Genomic DNA, 21,334 nt, shown 5'->3' on the forward strand with positions numbered 1-21,334 from the left:
TTTGTTATTTGTTCAAAACCATATTAAATTCCTTTCATGCCAGAATATTTTTTCGACTTAGAATACAACAATGATGTTTATAATGTGGAAGAATTGAATTTTAAGGAATTCGAACAATGCACGTTTAACAATTGTACTTTTTCTGCCTGCAGTTTTATAGATGTTACTTTTATCGATTGTGTATTCAATGACTGCAATTTTGATGGAGCGAGAATAAATCATGTCGGTTTCAGAACCGTAACATTCAATCGATGCACCATTAAGGAAGTTAATTTTGCCATGTGCAGCAAGCTGATTTTTGAGGTACGGTTTTACGATTGCATTCTAGATTTTTCAAAATTTTATACGCTGAAGATAAAAGGGACACCTTTTGTAAACTGCAGCTTAATAGCCGTCGATTTTATGGCTGCGGATCTGACCGAAGTGCTTTTTGAAAATTGTGATTTATACCGCGCCGAATTTGCAAAAGCCATTGCAAACAGAGCCAATTTCAAGACCAGCAGACATTATACAATTGATCCAAAAACGACCAAATTAAAGAAAGCCATTTTCTCATTGGAAGGACTAAAAGGACTGCTTTATAAACATGACATAATAGTAAACTGATTCTGAAAAAAAAAATTCCCTTAACAGCCAAAAATCAAAGCTGTTAAGGAAACTCATTAGATTATTTCAGTTTTTAAATAATATAAAAAAATTAAGCGATCATCTCCAGATGATTTCCGTCTGTATGCAAAATGTGTTTTGCTCTTTCAATTTCTTCTTGGGCTCCTTTTACGATTACCATAAATTTTCCCTCTTTTAGATGTTCCTGGCATTTGACTAACTCTTCTTCTTTAAGTCCTGTAAAAGACAAAAGCGAAATCGCGCCTCCGGCAATCAGGCCTAAATCAAGACCAGCAATAATCCCAACAAGTGCGCCAGCTCCATACAGAAACCCAAAGCCGGGAATTGCAAATACACCTACCCCGGAAAGCAGACCAAGAAGCGTACCCGCTCCCATCCCAATGACAGCCGGAGCCTTTTTTATAGTATCAAGTGACTTAACTTGAATATGATCTTCAATCACTTCAGCTTTGCCCAGCAGTGAAACATGATCCATAGAAAAGTTCTCCTGACTCAATCGTTTTATAGCACTGACTGCTTTGTCGTGGGTGTCATAAACTGCAATTTGTGATTTCATAATATATATTTTTAAGTTACTTATAACGTTTTATTTATATTATACTATCCTTAGTAAAGTTACTATTAAATGCTGTAAATACAGCGGTAATTAACTTTACAAATACACAAAAATTCTTTCTTTTTAACTCATTTTCAAAACATTAAACCAACCCATATCTCATTGAAACATTTCATCAAAACGTTTCTGCATCTCTTGAAAACTTACGTCTTCCTTATGAGTGGCTATCATCCATTTGTAACCGAAAGGATCTTCAACCTGTCCAGTGCGGTCTCCATAAAACTCATCTTTGAGCTCCATTTTTACCGTTGCGCCGGCATCAACTGCTTTCTGAAATACGGCATCCACATCTTTAACATACAAACCAAAAGTTAAGGGATTACCGCCAATCGTTTTTGGACTTATATTTCCCCAATCGCTGTTCTCTTCAGAAAGCATCAATAATGAACCTTCAATTGTGATTTCTGCATGAGCGACTTTTCCGTCCGGATGCAGTAATCTTCCTCGTTCTATTGCGCCAAAAGCTTTTTTGTAAAACTCTATAGCTTCACTGCATCCTTTTACTGCTATATAAGCATTCAATGAATAAGCGCCCGGATAAATGTGTGATGTTCCCATAAGATTTAAAAATTTTCAACTTAATACTATTTGATAATCAACACATTAAAATTACTCCTTTCTAAATTACAATACACAGTAACATGTAAATTATGTAACAGAAGACATTTATAATACAAATTCTAAATACCTATTAACCTGAGTTCAATTATTATTTAAAATATAAAATATTGATTGTGAAGTATTTAAACCAAAATCAATTGCGTCTGGCTTTAGCCAGATGTTAAAATTTACAAAATGAATAAGGCTTTAGCCGAAACCTACTTAAAATTTGGCTAAAGCCTATTTATATCTTCCTTTTTTAAAATGGGCTAAAGCCCATTCCTATTCATTTTTTTACTAAAACAATAATCGAACTCAGGTTATTACTGAAGTTTTAAGACAATTTTCAATAAAAAACCGAAGCTTTGGGCTTCGGTTTTAAAATTAATTTTGATAAAATCAGACTAGGGCTTTTTTGACCAAATCTTTCTTATTGCGGGAAACGGGAATCCGAATCTGGTCATAAAGCAGCAAAGTATAATTATCTTCTTTAAGCAGGCTTTTTACATGCTTTTTATTTACTAAATGGGACTGATGACAGCGAATAAACCCATAAACACTGAGCATTTCATCGTATTCATAAAGAGGCACTGTAGAAATTATCGTTTCACCATCATCGGTATAAAATAATGTATAACTGTTTTCGCTTTCGCAGCGGATTATATTTTTAACATAGACAAAACGGGTTTCTTTAAGCGATGAAATAGCAATGCGATGATCGGGGCTATTATTGTTTTCTTTTAGATGATAAAGCAAATTCTGAAGCTGCAGATTTTGATTTTTATGTTTCAGCTTTTCGCTTGTTTTTGCAACTGCTTTTTTTAACTCTTCAATATCGATTGGTTTCAAAAGATAATCAATCGCCGAAAATTTAATCGCCTGGATTCCATACTGGCTGAAAGCGGTCACAAATATGACTTCAAAATCATACGAATTAAGTTCCTGCAGAACCTGAAAACCATTCTTGTCCGGCATTTGAATATCCAGAAAAACCAGATCAGGATGGCTGTTTTTAATTAGTTTTATTCCTTCGTCAGCATCCAATGACGAACCTGCAATAGTAACCTCCAGGCAGTATTTTTCCAGCAGTCGCTGCAGATTGATAATATTGTTTTGTTCGTCGTCGATGATGATTGCTTTAATCATTTTTAAGCCAGTTTTTATAAAAAACAGAAACTTGGGTTCCTGATAAATCACTCTGTATTTTCATCTCAATTTTCGTCTTTTTTGAAGATTGATTAAATAACTCTATTCTTTCTCTAACGAGTTTTAAACCAAAACCTTTCTGCTCTGCTAATGTATCAAATCCTTTTCCGTTATCAGTTAATTCAAATAGTAAATCATCAGCTATTTTTGAAATAGTAATTGTTATTTCTGCTTTTTCCTTATTTGAAATTCCATGTTTTATCGCATTTTCTATCAAAGGCTGTATTAAAAGAGGAAGCGTTTGGGTTTCATATACATTAATTTTTTCATCAATCGTTAAACGAAACGAAAAAGGACTTCGCAGCTGTTCTAATTCAATATAATTTTTGATAGTTTTTATTTCGGTTTCAAGGCTTTGTGTTTCCTTTTCACTGGAAGTAAGCGTGCTTCTGAGGAGAGAACCAAAACCAGCCAGATATTGATTGGCTTTTTCTATCTGATTATCATTAAGCAGGCCCTGAATAGAACCTAAAGCATTGAATACAAAATGCGGATTAAGCTGCGCATACAGCATTTTGTTTTTTGATTTTTGTTCCAATTGTTTTCTTTCAGTCATTCTTCTCATCCAAATGATGTAAACAACTGAAAAAATTAATAGAAAAAACATTCCAATGACAATCTTAAACCATAATGTCTGGTACCAATCGGATTCAGTATTAAAACTATAAACGGCAACATATTTCGGATCGTCCTTATAACGGACTTCAAGTTTATACTCGGCACCAGATTCATTCAAATCCAGAAAAATAATACCGTTAGAATTTGTCCATTCACCAATTTTTGAATTTATGCTTTTACGATATTGAAAACTATCGTAAGTTCTTTTTTTACCATTTGGTTTCCTAAAAGCCAAACAATATTTTTCACCTTTGAAATGCCTGCCTGCCATTGTTTGAGCAAAATCTTCAGGCCAAGAATCATGAAAATTTGATTTGTCTAAAAACCTGTTTTTATGTAATTTATCTATAGATTTCTGAATAAATTTTCAAAGCTTACCGTTTTATTTAAATTATTGGAATTTGACATTATAATAAAAGGTTTTCTGGCACCTTCTTTCTTCTCAAAATGCAGCTTCAAAAAACTTTCTTTTCCTTTTTGTCTAAATAAAATTAACAGTTTATCTCCGTTAACTAATGAATCTGTGTAAGGAAAATAACCGTTTTCAAAACGCTTTTTCCCTTCAATAAGATTAGTTTAAGTATACTTTTTTGTTTGTGTAACTAAAATCCAATTTTTTACGATTTTATTATTTTTTACAATCTGAATTTCCAGATCTGTAATTCGATATAAATCTTTATTTATTTTGAGAGTATCAATACCTCTGACACCTATCATAAATAAATTATCAAACACTTTTGGATCTGTTATTTTAAGATTGATTTTCTCTCCTAAAACTATAAAATGATACTCTTTATTTGATAAATTATTAAATATTGCAGAATTATAATATGGCTCTTTACCTTCATTAGACGAAATATATTTATTACGAATAAAATTATTTTCAACTCGAACTGTTGTTCTGTTTAAAACAAAATAAGCATTAGCTGCTGGCTTCTCAATTGTCTCTTTTGATTGAGCCATACTCAGAGAAGAAACAAAAACAAACACTAATAAGTAAAGGAAATTCTTCATGGTTTTGATTTTTTAGTGAATAATACATTTTTATAAAGCAAATGTAAATGCACTATTGCTAAGAAATCCGGGGTTCTTGAATTGGGTTGGATTAGTCTTGAATCAGGCAAAAAACTGCTGATTACAGCTTTTTAATCATCACATAATCTTCCATCAGATAACCATTCCCGATTTCGATATTGATTTCATCAAAAACTTCAAAACCAATTTTCTGGTAGAAATGCAATGCTTTATTGAATCGGTTTACGTTCAGTAAAAGTGAATCAGAATTGTTTTCTAAAGCCAGTTTCTCGACAGCTTCAACAGCAATTCTTCCTATTCCTCTGCCTTGGGTTTCGGGCAGAATATAAATCTTATGGATTTTCGTCTTATTCTCGTTCTGATAATGATGTTCAATCCCGATAAATCCTAAAACAGTTTCTTCTTCGGTAATTAAATAAAACAGCTGTTGTTTTTCATCAAACTGAGCTTTTAATGCTTCGTCAGAATAAAACAAATCCAGCATATATTTCAATTGTTCATCGGATAGAATTTCACCATACGTTATGGGCCAGGTTTTATAAACAATATCCTGAATTGTTTTTATATCGCTGTTTACAGCTTCTGAAATTGTAATCATATTTAATAAATCGAAAGTTTAAATGTTGTAAAGTTCAAAAGTATCCAACCAGAAAAAATCCTTAAAATAATTAATCGGTAAAAACCTGATTTTCCTGCTCGCTTACCCTTATAAATGTAGTTCGTTTAGTGAGTTCCTTTAGTCTTGAAGCGCCTACATAGGTACAGGTACTGCGCAATCCGCCTAAAATATCCAGCAGTGTATTTATAACCTTGCCTTTAAAAGGCACCTGAACTGTTTTTCCTTCGCTTGCTCTGTATTCGGCAACACCGCCAACGTGTTTATCCATTGCGGTTGCAGAACTCATACCGTAAAATTGTTTGAATTTTTGTCCGCTGATTTCAATTAGTTCGCCTCCGCTTTCTTCATGACCAGCGAGCATACCGCCCAGCATCACAAAATCAGAGCCTGCACCAAAAGCTTTAGCCACATCGCCTGGAATTGCACAGCCTCCATCGCTTATGATATGTCCGCCCAAACCGTGCGCTGCATCGGCACATTCGATAATTGCCGAAAGCTGCGGATATCCAACACCGGTTTTTACACGAGTGGTACAGACTGAGCCGGGACCAATTCCGACTTTTACGATATCAGCACCCGCAAGCAATAGTTCTTCAACCATTTCTCCAGTGACCACATTGCCGGCAATAATAACTTTATCGGGATATTGTTTTCGGGTTTGTTTTAAAAACTGAACAAAGTGTTCCGAATAACCATTTGCAACATCGATGCAGATAAATCGAAGCAGCGGATTTGCTTTTATAATTGTATTAATTTTTACAGAATCTTCTTTTCCGGTTCCTGTGCTTATTGCAATATAATTATAAAAATCCGGAGAAACTTTCTGCAGAAAATCGTTCCATTCCTGCGGAGAATAATGTTTATGAATGGCCGTAAACAGCTTTTCTTTGGCTAAAACTGCTGCCATTTCGAAAGTCCCGACAGTATCCATATTGGCTGCCATAATCGGAATTCCTGTCCATGTGCCTGTACTGTGCAGAAAATTAAAATTCCGTTCCAACGAGACTTCGGATCTGCTTTTCAAAGTAGACCTTTTTGGTCTGATCATGACGTCTTTAAATCCTAATTTTAAGTCGGTTTCTATTCTCATGGCTATAGCTTTTGGTTACTCTCAAATATAGCCATTTTGAAAGCTGACCCGTAAAAAACAGGCAAAAACTAATAATCCTTTTATCAACAATCAGAGGTTTAAAACAAAATTACAAACACGAATTGCGCGAATTTTAAAACTAAAAAATCAACTACAACTCAAAAGTAATTTGCGGAAATTTACTTTTTCAATCTGCTATTACACAATGTCATTAAGTTAACGTTTTCTTACTAAAGTCTATTCAAATATAATTCTCGCAAAGTCGCTAAGACGCAAAGAAATCTGATCTAAACTTTGCGACTTCGCGTCTCTGCGAGAATAAATTAAAACTTAACTTATTATCACTCCTGTGAGCAATTAATAACTAAAAAACATTGAAAATTATCCGTGAATGGTCTCGCCCTTACCATAATTAGTTATGATAGATTCTTCAAATTCCAGCCATTCTCTCCAGCGTTTTTCTACATCAATTCCAACGCCGTATTTTCGGGCGTAGGTTATAAATGTTGTATAATGTCCTGCCTCGCTTTCCATCAGTTCCCTGTAAAAAACAGCCAACTCTTCGTCTTTAATATTTTCGGACAAAACCTTGAAACGCTCACAGCTTCTGGCTTCAATCATAGCCGAAAACAGTAATCGCTCTACAAGTCCCGAAACCCGGCTTCCGTCACCGCTCTTTTTCATATAGAGATACAATTCATTTACATAATCATCTTTGCGTTCACGGCCTAATTTCAGTCCGCGCTTGATAATGATATTGTGTACCTGCTCAAAATGATCGATTTCTTCTTTGGCCAAAGCCAATAAATCCTTTACCAGATCCTGATGTTCCGAATTATTGGTGATAATCGTAATAGCATTGGTAGCTGCTTTCTGCTCGCACCAAGCATGATCGGTAAGTATTTCTTCTATATTTTTCTCTACTATATTGACCCATCTTGGATCAGTTGGCAGCTGTAATCGTAGTACGCCCATTTTTAAACTTTTAGATTTTAGAATGCAGATTTTAGAATTCAGACTTAATCAATAAAACTGAAAAAGTTTAAAGTTTTGGAATGCTTTTGGCAAACACAAAACCTTAAACTTTTAAACTTTAAACTCGTAAACTAAATTTAGAATACAAAGATTGCTCTTTCGCTCATCATTTCGTCAACTTCATTAGCAACAGCTTCGATAACATCTTCGTTTGTATGGTCAGATAAAACTCTGTCGATCAAATCAACGATAGTTTCCATATCTTCTTCAACAAGACCGCGGGTAGTAACTGCTGCAGTTCCAACACGGATACCTGAAGTTACAAATGGTGATTTATCATCAAATGGAACCATGTTTTTATTTACAGTGATTTCTGCTTTTACCAATGCATTTTCAGCATCTTTTCCAGAAATTCCTTTATTTCTAAGGTCGATCAGCATCATATGATTGTCTGTTCCTCCAGAAATGATATTGTATCCTCTTTTTACAAAAGCATCAGCCATTGCGTTTGCATTTTTTTGCAATTGCATAGCATACGTAAAGAACTCATCTTGCAATGCCTCTCCAAAAGCTACTGCTTTTGCTGCAATGATATGCATTAAAGGACCTCCTTGGTTTCCAGGGAAAACAGCTAAATCTAATAAAGAAGACATCATTCTGATTTCACCTTTTGGAGTTTTCAATCCCCATGGGTTTTCAAAATCTTTACCCATCAAAATAAGACCTCCTCTTGGTCCGCGTAATGTTTTGTGAGTTGTTGTTGTAACTATATGACAGTGAGGAATCGGGTCATTCATTAAACCTTTTGCGATAAGCCCCGCTGGGTGAGAAATATCAGCCATCAAAATTGCTCCAACGCTGTCAGCGATTACTCTAAAACGCTCAAAATCCATATCACGTGAATATGCCGAAGCACCCGCAACGATTATTTTTGGCTGTTCTTTAGTCGCTATTTCCTGAATTTTATCATAATCTAATCGTCCGGTTTCTTTATCTACACCGTAAAATACCGGATTGTAAACACGCCCTGAAAAGTTTACAGGAGAACCGTGAGTCAAGTGCCCGCCGTGAGACAAATCGAATCCTAATATTTTATCACCTGGCTGTAAACAAGCATGGTAAACAGAAGCATTTGCCTGAGATCCAGAGTGTGGCTGTACGTTTGCATAGGCAGCACCAAACAATTCTTTAGCTCTGTCAATAGCAATCTGCTCAATAACATCCACAACTTCACATCCTCCGTAATATCTTTTGCCAGGATAGCCTTCAGCATATTTGTTTGTTAAAATAGAACCAGCTGCTTCTATTACTTCATCACTTACAAAATTCTCTGAAGCAATAAGCTCCAGTCCATGAATCTGTCTGTCTTGTTCTTCTAAAATAAGGTCAAAAATTTGTTTGTCGCGTTGCATTTCTTTGATTTTCGTTAATTTGACGCAAAAATACAAAAAAACGTTTGGTAAACAATTAGATTATAATATATTTGACAAGTAATTTTCAACAAAACAACACCATTATCATGCCAATAACAGCCAACGATACCACAAGAAAATCATGGTTAGAAGTACCTTCTGACAGTGATTTTCCTATTCAAAACATCCCGTTTGGAGTTTTCCTTACCAAAGAAAATATCGTGACGGTAGGAAGCCGAATTGGTGATTTTGCAATCGACTTGGGTGCATTGCAGCAACTGAATTACTTCGAAGGAATTGAATTGACAGATGATATGTTCATGCAGGATACTTTGAATGATTTCATTTCCGACGGACAAAAAACATGGCGTTTAGTCCGAAACAGAATTGCAGAAATTTTTGATGCCACAAATCCTGAATTAAGAGATAATACCAAGCATAGAGACATTGTTATTTTCAAGATGGAAGATGTAGAAATGCAGCTTCCAGTACTGATAGGCGACTATACCGATTTTTATTCGAGCAGAGAACATGCGACCAATGTAGGCAAGATGTTTCGTGATCCCGAAAATGCTTTACTGCCAAACTGGCTTCACGTTCCTGTAGGATACCACGGAAGAAGTTCTTCTATTATCCCCTCTGGAATTCCGGTACACAGACCCATGGGACAGATTCTGCCAAACGGTGAAACTTCTCCTGTTTTTGGCCCGTCACGATCAGTAGATTTCGAATTGGAAACGGCTTTCATCACTACCGACTGCAATATTATGGGAGAAACTATTCCCATTGCTGAAACCGAAGATTATATTTTCGGAATGGTCTTAATGAATGACTGGAGTGCTCGCGATATTCAAAAATGGGAATACGTACCGCTGGGACCATTCTTGGCAAAAAACTTTGCTACTTCTATCTCTCCTTGGATTATCACTATGGATGCTTTGGAACCTTTTAGAACCAAAGGACCAAAACAGGAACCTACACCTTTCCCCTATTTACAGCAGAAAGGAAAACATACCTTTGATATTAATCTCGAAGTGGCTATTGCTCCCGAAAATGCAGAACCTACTGTTGTTTCCAGAACCAATTTTAAATATATGTACTGGACCATGAGCCAGCAGTTAGCACATCACACCTCTAACGGATGCCGTGTAAATTCTGGCGATATGATGGGATCAGGAACAATTTCAGGACCAACACCAGACAGTTATGGTTCCATGCTGGAATTATCTTGGGGAGGAAAAAATCCAATTACTTTAAATGATGGAAGTGAACGTAAATTTATAAACGACGGCGACACGGTTATCATGAAAGGATACAGTCAAAATGGGCAGGTCCGCATAGGTTTTGGCGAATGTTCCAGCCAATTGCTCCCTCCATTTGTACGACAATAAAAAAAATATTTCTTCCCTAAAGTCCGGCATTTTTTATAATCTGCCGGTTTTTTTTGGCATTATTTTTGAATAAACAGTTCTAAAAACCAGTTCATCATTTCAAAATTATTGTAAATTCGCAAACATCTTTTTGACCCCTATTGACCTAACAACTACCTCATAAAATGAAAAAAATTACTATTCTAATTGCATTTTTCACCTTACTTGCGTCATGTGGCGTGAAACAGACCCAAAACAATTTAGCATCAGGAAATTATGATGCTGCTATCGATATTGCACTTTCCAATCTGCGTTCTAACAAAGACAAGAAAGGAAAACAGGATTATATCTATCTGCTTGAAGAAGCTTTCGCAAAAGCCAAAGAACGCGATCTAAACAATGCTGATTTTTTAACAAAAGAAAACAAGCCTGCCAATCTAGAGAAAATATACAATACATATTTAACTTTAAATGACAGACAAGAAAAAATCAAGCCTTTGCTTCCGCTAAAATTAATTAAAGAAGGGCGAGATGCCATTTTTCCATTTGATAATTATAATGACAGAATTATAAGCAGTAAGAATGCATTGTCCAATTATTTATACACTAATGCGAAAGCTTTGCTTCTCACAAAAAACAAAATGAATTGCCGCAAGGCTTATGATGATCTGGTTTATCTGGAAAAAATAAATCCAAATTACAAAGATGCAGGTAAAATCATTGATGAGGCTCAATTTAGAGGAACAGATTTTGTTATTGTGACTACTCAAAACGAAACCAATATGGTTATTCCTGCTCAATTGCAGAATGATTTATTGGACTTCAAAAGCTATAAAATGAATGACAAATGGACAATTTACCATAATGCAAAACAAAAAGATATTCATTACGATTATGGAATGCTTATCAGTTTTAGATCCATTTCAATCTCTCCTGAACAGATAAAAGAGCGGGAGTTCGTTAAAGAACGACAAATAGTTGATGGACAGAAAAAACAAATTGACTCTAACGGAAAAGTTGTTGTCGACAGACAAGGAAAGCCTGTAATGATAGACAACATGATAAAAGCAACGGTGAGAATTTATGAGGTTAGACAATTTAAATCATGCCAAATCACTGCCAAAGTAGATTATTTTGACAAAAACACCAATCAGCCACTAGAATCTTTTCCTATTGCAAGCGAATTTGTATTCGAAAATATTTATTCGACTTACAAAGGAGACCGTCGTGCGGCAGATGATAATTATTATGCTTATTTTGACAAGAAAATTGTTCCGTTTCCTACAAGTGAACAAATGGTTTATGACACTGGCGAAGATCTAAAAGCAAAGATAAATGCAGTAATTACCAGTAATCAGTTTAGAAAATAGATTTCATAAAATAAATTAACCGCAGGATTCACTAGAATTACGTTTGTCCGTAATATTGTGAATCTTGCGGTTATATTCAGCAGCAGTTAATTACAAAATCAATAACGGTGCAATTATTCCAAAACTAATTTGCCCTGAAGTACCATCAATTGCATTGAATGCTTGTTGAGCATAAGCAGAATAATTGTTTTTCTTTGCAACATAACCCGCAAAAAGCTTCAGATTTAAATCAGAAAAAGGAGAATATTCAATTGTTGGAATAATTCCATAAGAAGTCATTAACCTGTCGCTTTTATTAGGATCCGGATTTCCCTTCCAATAAGCATTACTGTTCATCACTGTAAGCAGAAGATTTATTTTTGGTGCAATCATATATTCGGCTCTTATCCAGTTTTCCATATAATTTACATCTTCAGCAATGTATCCATATTTATTCTTGACAATATTGGTAACAATGCCTTTTCTATCCAGATCCTCCTTGCTGTACTGAAAATCATAATACAGTACTAATTTATCTGCTTTAAGCTTATTTCCAAGCGAAACATAATTTCCCTTAGCATCTTTTGTATCATTAAAAAAACTATAACTATAAGTAGTTTCCAATTTATTATCGAACAGATGCCCTTTCCAATTGCCGACCGCCACAAGCGGCATTGCTGCTGAAGTAATTTCAGGAGGCAGTGCAGTACCATATTGTGCATCTAATGTTTTAGTTCTGGAATTGAGTACTTGAAGATTAAAACTGTTTTTACGATCCTCTAACGTATGCGAAATTGATGCCCCGACCAAAAAATTATCAGCCTTATCATTTATACTATTGTACGATAAAATTTCAATAGGATTTGTAAGCAGCTCGTAACCTCCCCAATCTCCAATCATTTTACCAGCACTAAGTTTAGTTCCAGGAGCAATATCAATGGAAATATAAGCCAAATCAACAGCACGGCTGACATTGTCTACAGTATTGGGATCGGCAATTTTTGTGTAGCGGTTTCGGAACCTGAAAAAAACTTTCTCGTGAATTTTTCCTTTCACTTCCAAACGAAATTGATTCATTGAAAATAGAGAATTAATATGTTCTCCATCAACAAAATAATTATCAAAAGCCATACGGGTATTAAAAATCACATCCACATCTTTAAGCAAAGACAGCTTTGAAGCTGAAATCAATGGCAGCTGTCCTATATTTTCGTCATGCTTTTCTATTTGCCCAAAAGTTAAAACAGGTAAAAAAACAAGCATCCAAAATAAATATTTTTTCATCAGTACAGTATTATGCTATTTTAGGTTTTTAAAAGTCACTTTACCTGATTCAATATCATATATAGCACCTATAATTGCAATTTTATTTTGTTTATAATGTTCATTCAAAATTGGCTTAGCCGTTTTTAAAAAAGCAACACCATGCTGCACATTGGCATTTATAGCATTATCAACAGACAATTTATCTTCCTTGGCAAGATCACTTTCTTCTTTCTCATTTTCGATATATTCAACAATTTTTTTGATATGATCTTCATGATTATAATGTCCCTTTGAATCAATAAATGCTTTTATTGCGCCACAGCTTTTGTGTCCCATGACAACAATCAATTTACAATCTAAGTGCTCAACAGCATATTCAATACTCCCCAATTCATAGTCTCCAATGACATTACCAGCAGTACGAATGGAAAATATATCCCCTAAACCCTGATCAAAAACAAGTTCGGCCGGCACTCTGGAATCTGAACAGCTTACAACAACAGCAAATGGATGCTGTCCTTTTTTAAGCTCTCTCAATCTTTCGAGTGTTTCATCAGGATGCATGGGTTTACCAGAAGCAAATCTTTTATTTCCCTCTTCGAGTTTCTGGAGTGGCGTAAGATTAGAATTTTCTGAATGATTACAAGCAGATAATGCGCTTATAAATAATAGATAAAGGAGTCCTTTTTTAATCATGATAGTTCTTAAATTTTGACAAATCTAAGTCCTCCGAAAAAATATAGTCAAACCTATCTTTGTCTGTGAAGTGACAAAGTTAGAATCATAAAACTGTGTAAATATTGACATTTATCATATTTACAGAATTAATTATTGTGACAGACAAGAAAAAAAATAAACAAATATCAAGAAGAACCAAACACAACAAAAAAACTGACTTAAGACTAAAGCGATGTTTCTTTAAGGATACATAAAAAATTACATGCCTATTTTATTTTGAAGACTTTTATTAATATTGCTCAGGAGTCAATACAACTTTAAACAGTAATTTTTGATTATTATCCCTATAAACATAAACCACTGTCGTACTATTGCTCCTAAAAGCTTCGAGGCTCGGATTTGTCTTTGAAGCAGTCAAAATTTCCTTTTCAACAGACTTTTTCAAAGCATTAACATCAATATTTTCCTTGATGACCCGTACCAGAGTAAAATCATATTGAACCGTATTTTCGGGCAATGAATTGATACTTTCCATTCGGATATCATCACTTATCATCATGGGACAAGCACTGTTATAATGATTTACTAATGGAGAAATTTCATCACCTATCATTTTATTTCTGATATAAAAATGCTGTATCAAAAATATTAAAACAAAAACAAAAACGATTTTAATTACTTTTCTAATAAGTATTTTATTTCTTCTTCTTTTATCGTCCATAATTATATTCTGCCACTATAAAAAATTAATGAAATGCAAGTTGCAAGCTCGCTTTCAAATATAAAGTATAACCAATAAAACAAATCTGCATTTTTGCTTTTTTTTTTGCAATTTAAAAAACACATAGCTATTTATTTTAGAAATCATTTTAAATTAAATCTTAGACTGGTATAAAAAAAGAAAATCATCTTTTAAAAACAGCTATTTAAATCAAAATTTTCTTTTTATTACAAAAACAACTCATTTTGTTAAAAATTTGACTTTTACAAAAAAATCAATCTCCTGTTAAAAAATTAATTGTACTTTTGCACCAATGAAAAAAATAAAAACATATAAAACAGTTATCTCCCGGATAATGACACTTAGGACTTCTCCCGAAGTACGGATGCTATAGTTATAGCCTCCATTGTGTAATCGTATTATATTATTCATTTTTATTTTTATCGTTTTGAAATTATTTCCATTTTTATTTGGATTAATAAATCCAGAAAAAATCACCAGACAAATTTTATCTATCTGTAATTCAATTATTTGGATTGCCATTTATTGTATTTGCCTTATATTTGGCATTGCAGAAAATGAGCAGTACAAACTCTGTTACAGCACATTTTTTAACCTAAAATATAACTCTTGAAATGAACATTTCTATTGTAGTAACTCAGGAAGAACATTATAAGTATGCGCAGGAAATATGCGACACGATAGAATCTTCTGCCCTGCTGAGAGGTACTGGAATTGCCAAAAGAACACCGGAATACATCATAAAAAAGATGGAAAAAGGTGATGCTGTCATTGCGCTTAACAACGGAATTTTTGCCGGTTTCTGCTATATCGAAAGCTGGCAGCACGGTCAGTTTGTAGCTCATTCCGGTTTAATCGTACATCCGGATTATAGAAATTTGGGACTGGCAAAAAAAATCAAATCTTTTGTTTTTGACTATTCGTTAAAAAAATACCCTGAAGCTAAAGTTTTCGGAATCACAACTGGTCTTGCGGTGATGAAAATCAATTCCGATTTAGGATATAAACCGGTTCCGTTTTCAGAATTGACGAACGATCCTAGTTTTTGGAAAGGCTGTCAAACCTGTACCAATTTTGAAATCCTAAAAAGCAAAGATTATAAAATGTGCCTGTGTACCGGAATGCTTTATGATCCAAAGGAAAAACCGAAAGATCCGCCAAAGCATCCTTTTAATGTAAGGATTTGGAATCGTCTTAAAGAAATTAAACAAGCACTTTTTTTAAAAAAATAACAAACCCCTCCCCAACCCTCCCCGAAGGAGAGGGAGTCGAGGAATAAATATAAAAAAATAAATATAAACGCAATCAGCTTCCACAAAACCTCCTCGGGAGGGGCTGAGGAGGTAAAAAACATAACAAAATGAAAAAAGTAGTATTAGCATATAGCGGAGGATTGGACACATCATATTGTCTTAAATATTTGAAAAATGAAAAAGGATATGAAGTTCATACTGTATTAATTAACACAGGCGGTTTTGACGATGCTGAATTAAAAGCAATCGAAGACAGAGCTTATGAACTAGGAAGTGCAAAACACGCTAACTTGACTATCCTTGATAAATATTACGACAAAGCCATCAAATATTTGATTTACGGAAACGTATTAAAAAACAATACTTACCCGCTATCTGTAAGCGCTGAACGTGTTTTCCAGGCAATCGAAGCTATAAAATATGCTAAATCTGTAGGTGCTGAAGCTATCGCACATGGAAGCACAGGCGCTGGAAATGACCAGATTCGTTTTGATTTAATTTTCCAAACCATCGCTCCTGAAATCGAAATCATCACTCCTATCAGAGACTTAAAACTTTCAAGACAAGAAGAAGTTGCTTATCTACAAGCAAACGGAGTAGAATATTCTTGGGAAAAAGCACAATATTCTATCAACAAAGGATTGTGGGGAACAAGTGTTGGAGGAAAAGAAACTTTAACTTCTGGACAGCCATTACCAAGTGAAGCATATCCATCTCAATTGCAAAAAGAAGGCGAAGAGAAAGTGACTTTAGAATTCAAAAAAGGGGAACTAGTTGCTGTAAATGGTGTAGCTGACAAACCTTCAAACAACATTGTTACTTTAGAAAAACTAGCCAATGCTTACGCAATTGGAAGGGATATCCACGTTGGCGACACGATTATCGGAATCAAAGGAAGAGTTGGTTTTGAAGCCGCTGCACCGCTAATCATTATCAAAGCACACCATTTACTAGAAAAACATACGCTTGGAAAATGGCAGCAATACTGGAAAGAACAGCTAGGAAACTGGTACGGAATGTTATTCCACGAAGGTCAGTTCTTGGATCCGGTAATGCGTAACATCGAGACTTTCCTTGAAGATACTCAAACTACCGTAAATGGAACTGTGACGGTTTCGCTTAAACCATACCATTTTTCATTAGACGGAATTGAATCTAAAAATGATTTGATGAACACAGGTTTTGGTCAATACGGAGAAATGAACAACGCCTGGACATCAGACGATGCGAAAGGATTTATCAAAATTATGGGTAATGCCCAAAAAATATATTCATCTGTAAACGCCGAATCTTACGAGTAAATAATTTTGTATTATACAGACGGCTTTCAACCACAAAGTACAGATGGGCTTCAAACATAATGTACAGACGGGTTTGAAACCCGTCTCTACCAACCAAAATAAATATAAAAAATTATGATTAATGTTGGAATCATAGGCGGTTCCGGTTATACGGCCGGAGAACTCATCAGAATACTGATGTTTCATCCCAACGCCAAACTAGATTTTGTGTACAGCACAACCAATGCCGGAAAACCGCTTTCGGTAGCGCACCACGATTTGTTGGGCGATATCGAAATGAATTTTACCGACAAAGTAAACCCTGACGTAAATGTGGTTTTCTTGTGTTTAGGACATGGAAAATCGAAAACATTTTTGACTGAAAACCAATTTGCAAGCCATACCAAAATCATTGATTTAGGAAATGATTACAGATTGAACAAAGACGAAGTTTTTGACGGTAAAAAATTCATTTACGGTTTACCGGAATTGAACAAAACTGCGATAAAAAATGCTCAATTTATAGCTAATCCTGGTTGTTTTGCCACCGCAATTCAATTGGCTTTATTGCCATTGGCGGAAGCCAAATTATTAAACGACGATGTTCACATCAACGCTACAACTGGAAGTACAGGAGCCGGAGTAAGTCTTTCGGAAACTTCTCATTTCAGCTGGAGAAACAACAATATGTCGCATTACAAAGCTTTCGAGCACCAGCATTTAGGTGAAATTTCAGAAAGTTTACACCAATTGCAGGCTGATTATAAAAACGAATTGCTTTTCATTCCGAACAGAGGGGATTTCCCAAGAGGAATTTTTGCTACTTTATACACGGCTTGCAACGAAAGTCTGGAAGACATTGTTGCCAAATACGAAGCATTTTATAAAAACCAGCCATTCGTAACTGTTACCACAACTGGTATCAATATGAAACAGGTGGTTCAAACCAATAAATGTATTATTAGTTTAGTAAAAAAAGGGAACCGGATTTTGATCACCTCGGTGATCGATAATTTAGTCAAAGGCGCCTCTGGGCAAGCCATCCAAAACATGAATTTAATGTTCGGACTGGATGAAACCACAGGACTGCATTTGAAACCATCTGGATTCTAAAAAAAAGTTTATGGTTTGTTGTTTGCAGTTTGTGGTTGCTGGACGATATAAACTACAAACCAAGCAACAAACTATAAACCAAAAACAATAAACTATAAACAGTAAAAACATGAACTTATTTGACGTTTACCCATTATACAACATCACTCCTGTAAAAGCATTAGACTGCACAATTACTGACGAAAACGGAGTAGAATATTTAGACTTATACAGTGGCCACGGAGTAATCTCTATTGGACACACACAACCGGATTATGTAGCCAAATTGAAAAACCAATTGGATAATCTGGGATTTTATTCAAATGCTATTCAAAATCCACTTCAAGTGGAATTGGCCGAAAAACTTGGAAAACTTTCAGGATGCGAGGAATACAGCTTATTCTTGTGCAGTTCTGGTGCCGAAGCCAATGAAAATGCATTAAAGCTAGCTTCTTTCCACAACGGAAAATCAAGAGTAATCGCTTTTGACAACTCTTTCCACGGAAGAACTTCTGCAGCAGTTGCTGTTACTGACAACAAGAAAATTGTTGCTCCAATCAATGCGCAACAAGTGGTTACTTTCTTGTCTTTAAACAACCTTGAAGCTGTTGAAGCAGAATTCAAAAAAGGGGATGTTACTGCTGTCATCATTGAAGGAATTCAGGGTGTTGGAGGATTGGACGAAGGAACTACCGAATTTTTCCAAGGATTAGAAAAACTTTGCAAACAATACGAAGCGGTTTTGATTTTGGATGAAGTACAATCAGGTTACGGAAGAAGCGGGAAGTTTTTCGCTTTCCAGCACCACAATATCAAACCGGACATTATCACACTTGCCAAAGGAATGGGGAACGGATTCCCAATCGGCGGTATTTTGATTTCACCAATATTCAAAGCTAGCCACGGATTGCTAGGAACTACTTTTGGAGGAAGTCACCTTGCCTGCGCTGCCGGAATTGCAGTATTGGATGTAATCGAAAAGCAAAAACTAATCGACAACGTAAATGAAGTTTATGCTTATTTCCTTGAAGCGATTAAACAAGTTCCTGAAATCGTTAAGGTAAAAGGAAAAGGATTGATGCTGGGAGTAGAATTTGATTTTGAAGTTGGTCCGCTACGCAAAAAACTGATTGTCGAAAAATTGATTTTCACAGGAAGTGCCAACAATAAAAATCTGTTGAGAATCCTTCCGCCTTTGACAATCAAAAAAGAAGCAATTGATGCATTCGTAGTCGCTTTGAAAGAAAGCTTAGCTGAATTGAAAGCTGTTGAAGCTTAATTTTAAAAACATATAAGTCATTTAAGTTTTGATGCTAAAAATTATAAAAACTTATATGATTTATATGTTTAAATAATATTTTATTCTTTTTAACCAAAAAACCAATGAGCCTTTTATTACCGATACAAAAAAGAAATGCAGTTCTGAATCGCATGGCTGTGCTTTTAGAACAAGAAAGAGCCAACATAAAAGCGATTAATCAGCAGGATTTAAATAATTATTCTGGAGAAGATTTGGCTATGGAAAAACGTTTGCTGGTTGATGATGCCAAAATTAACGGAATGATTTTATCCATGCAGCAATTGGCAAGCCAAGAAGATCCTGTGGGGCAGATTCGTTTTACTTTCACGCATGAAAACGGTATGAAAGTAACCAACAAAACGGCAGCTTTCGGAACGATTATGATTATTTACGAATCCCGACCTGACGTAACTGTCGAAGCGGGAGGAATTGCATTCAAATCAGGAAATAAAATCTTATTGAAAGGCGGAAAAGAATCTTTGCTGTCCAATTTGAAAATTGTTTCGCTTTGGCACCATGCCTTGGAAGAAAATGAAATTGACACGAATTGGGTTGAATATCTAAATTACAACCGAGCTGAAACTCAGGCTTTTTTAGAAAACCCAACTCAAAAAGTCGATTTGATTGTCCCTCGAGGCGGAGAACAACTAATCGAATTTACCAAAAAACATGCGACTTGTCCTGTAATTGTCAGCGGCCGCGGAAATAACTTTCTTTACATAAATCAAGAAGCCGATCTGAAAAAAGCACTTGACATTATCATCAACGGAAAAACAACTAATATTGGTGTCTGCAATGCTTTGGACAAAGTTTTGATTGATACTAAATTACCAAATTGGCAGGTTTTCGCAGCCGAATTGGTGGGAGAATTAAAGAAATATAATGTTGAAATTTTAGGTGATGACGCTTTCGCAAAAGCTGCTCAGGTACCTGCAATTGAAAACGAGGAAATCTGGTACGAAGAATTTTTGAATTATAAAATTGTTGTCGGAATCGTTAATTCTGATGAAGAAGCAATTGAAAAAATAAACAAATATTGCGGTGGCCATTCGGCAACAATCATCACTCAAAATGATACTGCTGCCCAAGAATTCATGGAAAATGTAGATACAGCAGCAGTTTACCAAAATGCCTCTACCCGATTCACTGACGGCGGTCAGTTTGGTTTAGGAGGAGAATTAGCAATAAGCACTGACAAACTGCATCAGCGCGGACCAATTGGTTTACAGCATTTGGTAACCAATAAATGGTACGTTTACGGAGAAGGACAGGTAAGATAGTCTGCAGTTGGCAGGCTTCAGTAATCAGTTAGCTCGGTATCAATTAAAACACAGTTGATATCAACTAGATTTAAGAAAACTTAGAAACTTAGCATCTTAGAGACTTTAAAAAATGGCTAAAAAAAGAATACTATTAAAGTTAGGCAGTAACACCTTAACTAAGGAAACCAATCATATTTCGAGAGGAAAGATTGAGGACATTGGGGTGCAGATTGCTGCTTTGCAGGACGAATATGAATTCATTATTGTGAGTTCGGGTGCAATTGCTGCAGCTAAACAATTTGTAAAACTGGATAATCACGATAAAGATGTTTTCGTAAAACAAGCATTGGCATCGATTGGCCAACCTCATTTAATGCGGATTTACAACGAGAATTTCCGTGATTTGGGTTTATTCACCTCACAATGTCTCCTTTCCTATTCTGATTTTGAAAAAAAACAGACTAAAGAAAATATCGTAAACACCATCAATGTATTGGTAAAAAATCATTATATCCCCATCATCAATGAAAATGACACTGTTGCGTCAGATGAGATTAAATTTGGAGATAATGATAAATTAGCAGCTTTAACGGCTGTTTTATTAAACGTTGACATTCTGATTATTGCTACGAATACCAATGGCATTTACACAAAAGCATCAATCAACGACGAAGTGCCGGAAACGATAGAATTAGTTACTGATTTATCGCTTTTGCAAAAAGAAATTGGGGACAAAAAATCGTCTCATGGAACCGGAGGCATGCAGTCTAAAATTGATTCGGCAGCGATTGCCAAAGCAGGAAATATCGAAACATGGATTGTGAACGGACTGGAAGACAATTTTATGCTGAAGGCTTTGGATAATAAAATTGCGTTTACAAAGATTATATAATATGCTGTACGGTGGTATTTAAAATTATCACTTTTTTAAACGATATTTTAAA

General features: G+C 35.1%; 22 protein-coding genes. 9 read left to right on the plus strand and 13 right to left on the minus strand.

The features are described 5' to 3' along the window. Nucleotides 1-36 precede the first annotated feature (36 nt). Entirely contained in the window at nt 37-606 is a 570-nt protein-coding gene (locus ABEG11_RS01370) for a pentapeptide repeat-containing protein (RefSeq protein ID WP_348822408.1), read from the plus strand. A 91-nt stretch (nt 607-697) separates the two neighbouring features. On the opposite strand, the gene ABEG11_RS01375 is transcribed toward ABEG11_RS01370, so the two are convergent. The 9 genes from ABEG11_RS01375 to glyA all read right to left on the minus strand — a co-directional run bounded on the left by ABEG11_RS01375 (nt 698) and on the right by glyA (nt 8,798). Continuing rightward, nucleotides 698-1,183 carry a hypothetical protein gene (locus ABEG11_RS01375; RefSeq protein ID WP_348822409.1) on the minus strand — a complete coding sequence of 162 codons (486 nt, stop codon included), beginning with the start codon at nt 1,181-1,183 and terminating at the stop codon, nt 698-700. Between the two features lie 159 nt (nt 1,184-1,342). Further along, the gene (locus ABEG11_RS01380; protein WP_348822410.1) at nt 1,343-1,801 is read right to left on the minus strand and encodes a VOC family protein; all 459 of its coding nucleotides are present in this window, start codon (nt 1,799-1,801) and stop codon (nt 1,343-1,345) included. A gap of 441 nt (nt 1,802-2,242) precedes the next feature. After that, a complete protein-coding gene (locus tag ABEG11_RS01385; RefSeq protein WP_348822411.1) occupies nt 2,243-2,989 on the minus strand; it encodes a LytR/AlgR family response regulator transcription factor in 747 nt (248 codons plus the stop codon). Beyond that, nucleotides 2,982-3,938 carry a sensor histidine kinase gene (locus tag ABEG11_RS01390; RefSeq protein ID WP_348822412.1) on the minus strand — a complete coding sequence of 319 codons (957 nt, stop codon included), beginning with the start codon at nt 3,936-3,938 and terminating at the stop codon, nt 2,982-2,984. The genes ABEG11_RS01385 and ABEG11_RS01390 overlap by 8 nt, the downstream gene beginning before the upstream one ends. A 305-nt stretch (nt 3,939-4,243) precedes the next feature. Further along, entirely contained in the window at nt 4,244-4,681 is a 438-nt protein-coding gene (locus ABEG11_RS01395) for a hypothetical protein (protein WP_348822413.1), read from the minus strand. Nucleotides 4,682-4,802: 121 nt separating this feature from the next. Then, complete coding sequence (locus ABEG11_RS01400) at nt 4,803-5,300, minus strand: GNAT family N-acetyltransferase (protein WP_348822414.1); 498 nt, start codon at nt 5,298-5,300, stop codon at nt 4,803-4,805. 70 nt (nt 5,301-5,370) lie between these two features. Continuing rightward, complete coding sequence (locus tag ABEG11_RS01405; protein WP_348822415.1) at nt 5,371-6,411, minus strand: GMP reductase; 1,041 nt, start codon at nt 6,409-6,411, stop codon at nt 5,371-5,373. A 381-nt stretch (nt 6,412-6,792) separates the two neighbouring features. Beyond that, complete coding sequence (locus ABEG11_RS01410; protein WP_294779495.1) at nt 6,793-7,386, minus strand: MiaE family protein; 594 nt, start codon at nt 7,384-7,386, stop codon at nt 6,793-6,795. Between the two features lie 137 nt (nt 7,387-7,523). Further along, nucleotides 7,524-8,798: a serine hydroxymethyltransferase gene (gene glyA / locus ABEG11_RS01415; protein ID WP_281637827.1), complete on the minus strand. Its 1,275-nt coding sequence runs from the start codon at nt 8,796-8,798 to the stop codon at nt 7,524-7,526. A gap of 107 nt (nt 8,799-8,905) precedes the next feature. Between glyA and fahA the strand changes: the two genes are divergently transcribed. Together fahA and ABEG11_RS01425 are read left to right on the plus strand one after the other, a co-directional pair. Continuing rightward, nucleotides 8,906-10,189: a fumarylacetoacetase gene (fahA, locus tag ABEG11_RS01420; protein WP_348822416.1), complete on the plus strand. Its 1,284-nt coding sequence runs from the start codon at nt 8,906-8,908 to the stop codon at nt 10,187-10,189. A 164-nt stretch (nt 10,190-10,353) separates the two neighbouring features. Next, entirely contained in the window at nt 10,354-11,538 is a 1,185-nt protein-coding gene (locus tag ABEG11_RS01425; protein WP_348822417.1) for a hypothetical protein, read from the plus strand. A 90-nt stretch (nt 11,539-11,628) separates the two neighbouring features. On the opposite strand, the gene ABEG11_RS01430 is transcribed toward ABEG11_RS01425, so the two are convergent. The 4 genes from ABEG11_RS01430 to ABEG11_RS01445 all read right to left on the minus strand — a co-directional run bounded on the left by ABEG11_RS01430 (nt 11,629) and on the right by ABEG11_RS01445 (nt 14,614). Beyond that, nucleotides 11,629-12,801, minus strand: coding sequence for a porin (locus ABEG11_RS01430; RefSeq protein ID WP_348822418.1), 1,173 nt, complete (start codon nt 12,799-12,801; stop codon nt 11,629-11,631). A gap of 15 nt (nt 12,802-12,816) precedes the next feature. Beyond that, the gene (locus ABEG11_RS01435) at nt 12,817-13,479 is read right to left on the minus strand and encodes a carbonic anhydrase (RefSeq protein ID WP_348822419.1); all 663 of its coding nucleotides are present in this window, start codon (nt 13,477-13,479) and stop codon (nt 12,817-12,819) included. Between the two features lie 271 nt (nt 13,480-13,750). After that, nucleotides 13,751-14,182, minus strand: a complete 432-nt coding sequence (locus tag ABEG11_RS01440) for a DUF8479 domain-containing protein (RefSeq protein ID WP_348822420.1) — start codon at nt 14,180-14,182, stop codon at nt 13,751-13,753. Nucleotides 14,183-14,467: 285 nt separating this feature from the next. After that, a complete protein-coding gene (locus ABEG11_RS01445; protein ID WP_348822421.1) occupies nt 14,468-14,614 on the minus strand; it encodes a hypothetical protein in 147 nt (48 codons plus the stop codon). A 203-nt stretch (nt 14,615-14,817) separates the two neighbouring features. Between ABEG11_RS01445 and ABEG11_RS01450 the strand changes: the two genes are divergently transcribed. The 6 genes from ABEG11_RS01450 to proB all read left to right on the plus strand — a co-directional run bounded on the left by ABEG11_RS01450 (nt 14,818) and on the right by proB (nt 21,282). Further along, entirely contained in the window at nt 14,818-15,435 is a 618-nt protein-coding gene (locus tag ABEG11_RS01450; RefSeq protein ID WP_348822422.1) for a GNAT family N-acetyltransferase, read from the plus strand. 128 nt (nt 15,436-15,563) lie between these two features. After that, nucleotides 15,564-16,757, plus strand: coding sequence for an argininosuccinate synthase (locus tag ABEG11_RS01455; protein WP_348822423.1), 1,194 nt, complete (start codon nt 15,564-15,566; stop codon nt 16,755-16,757). A gap of 114 nt (nt 16,758-16,871) precedes the next feature. Then, nucleotides 16,872-17,849 carry an N-acetyl-gamma-glutamyl-phosphate reductase gene (gene argC, locus ABEG11_RS01460; protein ID WP_348822424.1) on the plus strand — a complete coding sequence of 326 codons (978 nt, stop codon included), beginning with the start codon at nt 16,872-16,874 and terminating at the stop codon, nt 17,847-17,849. A 109-nt stretch (nt 17,850-17,958) separates the two neighbouring features. Beyond that, nucleotides 17,959-19,107, plus strand: a complete 1,149-nt coding sequence (locus ABEG11_RS01465) for an aspartate aminotransferase family protein (RefSeq protein WP_348822425.1) — start codon at nt 17,959-17,961, stop codon at nt 19,105-19,107. A 104-nt stretch (nt 19,108-19,211) separates the two neighbouring features. Further along, on the plus strand, nt 19,212-20,408 hold the full coding sequence (locus tag ABEG11_RS01470) for a glutamate-5-semialdehyde dehydrogenase (protein ID WP_348822426.1): 1,197 nt from the start codon (nt 19,212-19,214) through the stop codon (nt 20,406-20,408). 112 nt (nt 20,409-20,520) lie between these two features. After that, nucleotides 20,521-21,282: a glutamate 5-kinase gene (proB, locus tag ABEG11_RS01475; protein ID WP_348822427.1), complete on the plus strand. Its 762-nt coding sequence runs from the start codon at nt 20,521-20,523 to the stop codon at nt 21,280-21,282. Nucleotides 21,283-21,334 lie beyond the last annotated feature (52 nt).

The sequence above is a fragment of the Flavobacterium aestuarii genome (genome assembly GCF_040049115.1).
In the GTDB taxonomy this organism is placed as follows: domain Bacteria; phylum Bacteroidota; class Bacteroidia; order Flavobacteriales; family Flavobacteriaceae; genus Flavobacterium; species Flavobacterium aestuarii.